We start from the raw sequence: 4,752 nt of genomic DNA, 5'->3' as shown, positions 1-4,752 counted from the left end.
CCAGCAAGCCAGACTTGCCCGTAAACGCTGGGTTTCGTTCCTCAACCCAGCCTACCCTCTACTTTGGCCTATGGCCCCTTTTTAGACAGCCTCTTAAGAAAGGGCTCAGTGCAGATAACCGGGAACCAGGGCCTCCACGGTCCGGGGCTCGATGCCGAGCTCTGCCAGGCCATCGTGCTCGCAGATACTGTCGGTCTGTAGGGAGAGGTAGTTGTCCATGGTAAAGGGTTTACCCGGCAGCAATTGAAAGACCCGGGCCTGGAGTCGAGCCCCGAAGTCGGGGAGTCCTATCACCATGGTCTTGCGGCCAATCAAACCCGCCGTGTACTTGACCAGCTCTTTGAGGGAATAGATGCGGGGGCCACACAGGTCGTAGCCTTTGCCTACGCAGCCGGGGTTGGCCAGGGCCTTTGCCATCGCGGATACCACATCGCCTACATAGACGGGCGCGAAACGGGCGTCCGGGCAGGCCAGGGGAAAGACCCCCGGTGTGATCTTCAGAAGGGTGGCAAAACGGTTGAAGAAGCCGTCACCGGGGCCGAAGATGACCGAGGGGCGGAAGCTGGTTACCTGCATATGGGTACCAGCGTGGGCCAGGTCTTCGCCCTTGCCCTTGGTGCGGAGATAACGGCTCGTACCCCGGGTGGACTGGGCATGCAGGGCGCTCATGTGCAGGTAGCGGGGCACCTCGACCGCCTGGGCCGCAGCGAGGATGCGTTCTACCAGATCCACATGGACCCGCTGGAAGGTCCGGCCACTCCCCTCGTTGAGGATACCCACCAGATTGATAACGGCGGTGCAGCCTTCCAATTGTTTCTCGAGGACACCGGTCTCAAAGATATCCGATCGACGCAGCTCGGTACCGGGGACGAGCGATAGATCCCGATGCCGTTCCGGGCGCCGGGCAAGCAGCCGACAGCGGTAGCCGGACGCCGCCAGCCGGGTAACCAGATGGTGACCGACGAAACCGGTCCCGCCCAGGATACAGATACGCTGATTGGTCATGGTGATGACTCCAAGTCGCGACAGGCGAGGATTCGCGTGACTCGTCGTTTTTCTTTGGTCGGGGTCCGCTCCCCACCCCAATCCACACATTCGCGGGCATGACAGACTATTACAGCAATGTTATCGGTAATTGAGAGCATCTGTACTATGTACGGAGGGAGGCGGTCCCCGCCAGCCACACCCCGGCACCCGCTGCCACCGCTACGGCTGCTCCCTTCCGGGCCTGACCGGGTTCACGGCTTCGCGTTGCGAGGGGACCGACGAGGACCACCATAAGAAAGCCCCACGCAAGCCAGGGCTCGGATGGAAACGCTATCAAAGCGAGCTCGTGAAGACAAGGCCACCGTTGGGGCGAGTACGTGCCTCCCGGAGGTCGGGCACAGCCCGTAGGATAGTGGTAGGGCGGGTAAGCCAGGGACGGCACCACCCGCCATATATGTGGTGAGCACAGCAGGTCTTACAGGATGGCATCACGAGGAAGCGCGAACCGCATCAATGGTGCGGTGAGTACCTGCCTACCGCCCCAGGAGGGTGTCGCAAAAGCCCCTCTCCCGCCGGGAGAAAGCCTGCGCCGAGCGCAGTGAGGGGGCTTGGGGAGAGGGGGGTCAAAGGGCGAAGATCGGTGCCTTTTGCGACACCCTCCCCAGGGACGGGGCAGACGACGAACCGCATCTTTAGGACTGCTCGGAAAACGCCCATGTTAACCCGCATAATCTGATAGCCTTGTCCCGGATTCAATCCCTGACCATGGACTGCTTACGATGTATCAGCTCGCTCGTCCTTACCTGTTCTCCGCGTTGCTATTGCTGCTCGTACTCTCCGGCTGCGCCCAGCTCACCAAGCCCTGGGCCTCGCCCGAGGTGAGCATGGCCGGGTTCCGCCCCGGTGAGTTCACCCCGGACCGACAGACCTTCATCGTCAGTCTCAAGGTCAAGAACCCCAACGATCGCACCTTACCTGTCAAGGGCGTGACCTATGCGCTGGAGGTGGAGGGCTACGAGATCGCCAACGGCGGTGGCGATCTCGATCGGCAGATCCCGGCGTTCGGCACAGAGATCGTCGATGTCGAGGTCAATACCCAGCTGTTGGATCTCATCCGGAAGGTGCCGGAGCTGGCCCTGACCGGCGGCAAATGGGACTACCGGATCTCGGGTATCCTCAAGCTCGCCGGCGGTTACTTACCCGTGCCGTTCAGCTATGGTGGCGAGGTCGAGGCGGCCGACCTGATGCGGCTGATGATGAGCCGCTAGCAATCCTGAATTATTGGGCGTTGTCTGGGGGAAAAGATCCCTCCTGCGCCCGGACAGACATGGTGTCGAACGCGGCGTAACACAACCTCCGGTCCCCCAAACAGCGCCAAATCATTCGGGATTGCTACACCCTTCCATATTCCACCCGTTCCCCAAGCCAGCGTTCGATGAGGGGACGCACATGCCCTGGATATCGATCGAGGATAAGATCCGCGGTTTGCCGGGCCGCGGGAAGCAGATGCTCATCGCCGGCGGGATCGGCGATCCGAAACTGCACACCCCCGGTCTGCCTGGTCCCTAGGACCTCCCCAGGGCCACGCAGCTTCAGGTCCTTGCGGGCGATCTCGAAGCCGTCGCTGCTCTCGCGCAGGATCGCCAACCGCGCCCGCGCCTGAGGGGACAGGGGGGCATGGTAGAGCAGCACGCAATGGCTCCGGACCGATCCGCGCCCTACCCGGCCCCGAAGCTGGTGGAGCTGGGCGAGACCGAGACGCTCCGGATTCTCGATAATCATCAGGCTGGCGTTGGGGACGTCCACCCCGACTTCGATTAGGGTCGTCGCTACCAGCAGGTCCAGCTCGCCGGCGGCAAAACCCGCCATCACGGGCTCGCGTTCGGTGGCCTTCAAGCGACCGTGGACTAGGCCCACGCGCAGTTCGGGCAGGGACGCGGCGAGGGCCTCGGCGGTGTCCTCGGCGGCCCGGCACTGCAGGGCCTCGGACTCATCGATGAGGGTGCAGACCCAGTAGGCCTGACGCCCCTGGATACAGGCGTCCCGTACCCGCTCGATCACCTCCTGACGGCGGCCGTCGGAGACGGCAACGGTGGTTACCGGGGTGCGGTCCGGCGGCAGCTCGTCGATCACCGAGAGATCGAGGTCGGCATACAGGGTCATGGCCAGGGAGCGTGGGATGGGGGTGGCGGTCATGATGAGCTGGTGGGGTGCCTGCGCCGCCCGGGCCCCTTTCTCCTTCAGCTTCATGCGCTGGTGCACACCGAACCGGTGCTGCTCGTCGACGATGACCAGTCCCAGGTCTCGAAACCGGACATCGTCCTGGAACAGGGCGTGGGTGCCTACCATCACCGGGGCCCCCTCCCCCGCGATGCGTGCCACCAATTCCGCCCGCTCCCGACCCTTGTGGCGACCGGTCAGCCACAGGGGGTCCAGCCCCAGGGGCTCTAGCCAACCGCGCAGGTTGCGCAAGTGCTGTTCGGACAAGAGCTCAGTGGGCGCCATCAAGGCAACCTGGCGGCCGGATTCAACGGCCTGCAGGGAGGCCAAGGCCGCGACCACTGTCTTGCCCGAGCCTACATCCCCCTGCAGCAAGCGCAGCATGGGGTGCGGGCGCTGCAGATCCCTCGCAATCTCCTCCGTCACCCGGTGCTGGGCGGCGGTCAGCTCGAAGGGCAATCCTGCCAGCAGTTTTGCGCGTAGGCGCCGGTCTCCGCTGAGTACCGGGGCCCGGATGCGCTGTTGCCGGTACCTGAGACGACGCAGGCCGAGCTGGTGGGCCACCAGTTCGTCGAACACCAATCGGCGCAGGGCGGGATGACGGCGATCGCGCAAGGCCGCCGCCGAGGTCGCGGCCGGTGGTCGGTGGAGAAGACGCAAGGCCGCTGCCAGGGTTGGAAACCGGAAGCGCTCCAGGACCTCCCGCGGCAGCCATTCCTCCAGCATAGCGTCGTCCTGCTCCAACAGCGCCAACGCCTGATCCGTGAGCAAACGCCAGGAGGATTGCTGCAACCCCTCGGTGGTCGGATAGATAGGGGTCAGGCTATCTTCCAGGGGCGGCGGTTCAGCGCGGCCATAGTGCCGGTATTCCGGGTGCACCATCTCCAAGGACTGGGGACCGCGGCGGACCTCCCCAAAGCAACGTAACTTGGTCCCCGGCTTCAGAGCAGCGGCCTGCTTGCCGGAGAAGTGAAAAAAGCGCAACAGAATCCCCCCTTGTTCCGAGGCGTCCGCAAGCCAGACCTTGAGGGAGCGGCGGCGACCATAACCGATGCCCACATCCCTGATCTCCCCTTCCACCAAGACCTCGGTGCCGGGTTCCAGGTCGGCGATCGGCACCACCCGGCTACGGTCCTGATAGCGCAGCGGTAAATGGAACAGCAGGTCCCGGACCGAGGTGATACCGATCCTGGCGAGCTGTTCCGCGACCTTCGGACCCACGCCGTGGAGTTCCTCCACAGGTACTTGGTTCAAGGCTTGAGTCTTACTAGGTCCTGTTGACATTTAACGCTAACCGACTGTTTTCATATATTAAATGTCCACAGCACCTAAGCGGTCCGCACAGCGGACCCTACCCTAACGACTTGATTGACTGTAGGGTCCGCTGTGCGGACCTTCTAAATGTCAACACACCCTAGTGGGCGTTTTCAATTGAGCTGAATCCTCATGAAAATCAAGCACATCAGGTCCATGCAGCAGCGGCTACGAGTTTCCGAGACACTCCGCGGCGCGGAGCTTCTGCGTTCCCACGCGGCGCGTGGGAAC

The 4,752-nt window shown here is 63.3% G+C and carries 3 protein-coding genes and 1 other RNA gene; 1 reads left to right on the top strand and 3 read right to left on the bottom strand.

The features are described 5' to 3' along the window. Positions 1–105 precede the first annotated feature (105 nt). Positions 106–1,005 (bottom strand): complex I NDUFA9 subunit family protein, encoded by a 900-nt coding sequence (locus BQ17_RS08570; protein WP_089726154.1) that lies wholly within the window; start codon positions 1,003–1,005, stop codon positions 106–108. A gap of 166 nt (positions 1,006–1,171) precedes the next feature. Further along, positions 1,172–1,268: signal recognition particle sRNA small type (gene ffs / locus BQ17_RS08565), an RNA gene on the bottom strand. A 498-nt stretch (positions 1,269–1,766) separates the two neighbouring features. Here ffs and BQ17_RS08560 point away from each other — a divergent pair. Continuing rightward, the gene (locus BQ17_RS08560) at positions 1,767–2,255 is read left to right on the top strand and encodes an LEA/WHy family protein (RefSeq protein ID WP_089726152.1); all 489 of its coding nucleotides are present in this window, start codon (positions 1,767–1,769) and stop codon (positions 2,253–2,255) included. Positions 2,256–2,379: 124 nt separating this feature from the next. On the opposite strand, the gene recG is transcribed toward BQ17_RS08560, so the two are convergent. Then, the gene (gene recG / locus BQ17_RS08555) at positions 2,380–4,491 is read right to left on the bottom strand and encodes an ATP-dependent DNA helicase RecG (RefSeq protein WP_089726151.1); all 2,112 of its coding nucleotides are present in this window, start codon (positions 4,489–4,491) and stop codon (positions 2,380–2,382) included. Between the last annotated feature and the right edge of the window lie 261 nt (positions 4,492–4,752).

The sequence above is a fragment of the Candidatus Thiosymbion oneisti genome (assembly GCF_900092655.1).
GTDB classification, from domain to species: domain Bacteria; phylum Pseudomonadota; class Gammaproteobacteria; order Chromatiales; family Chromatiaceae; genus Thiosymbion; species Thiosymbion oneisti.
This window is presented reverse-complemented; position numbering and strand designations above follow the sequence as displayed.

What these genes read in the sequence shown, in the direction of transcription:
- BQ17_RS08560 (WP_089726152.1), top strand. Translation starts at nt 1,767, where the DNA reads ATGTATCAGCTCGCTCGTCCTTACCTGTTCTCCGCGTTGCTATTGCTG.
- recG (WP_089726151.1), bottom strand. Translation starts at nt 4,491, where the DNA reads ATGTCAACAGGACCTAGTAAGACTCAAGCCTTGAACCAAGTACCTGTG.
- BQ17_RS08570 (WP_089726154.1), bottom strand. Translation starts at nt 1,005, where the DNA reads ATGACCAATCAGCGTATCTGTATCCTGGGCGGGACCGGTTTCGTCGGT.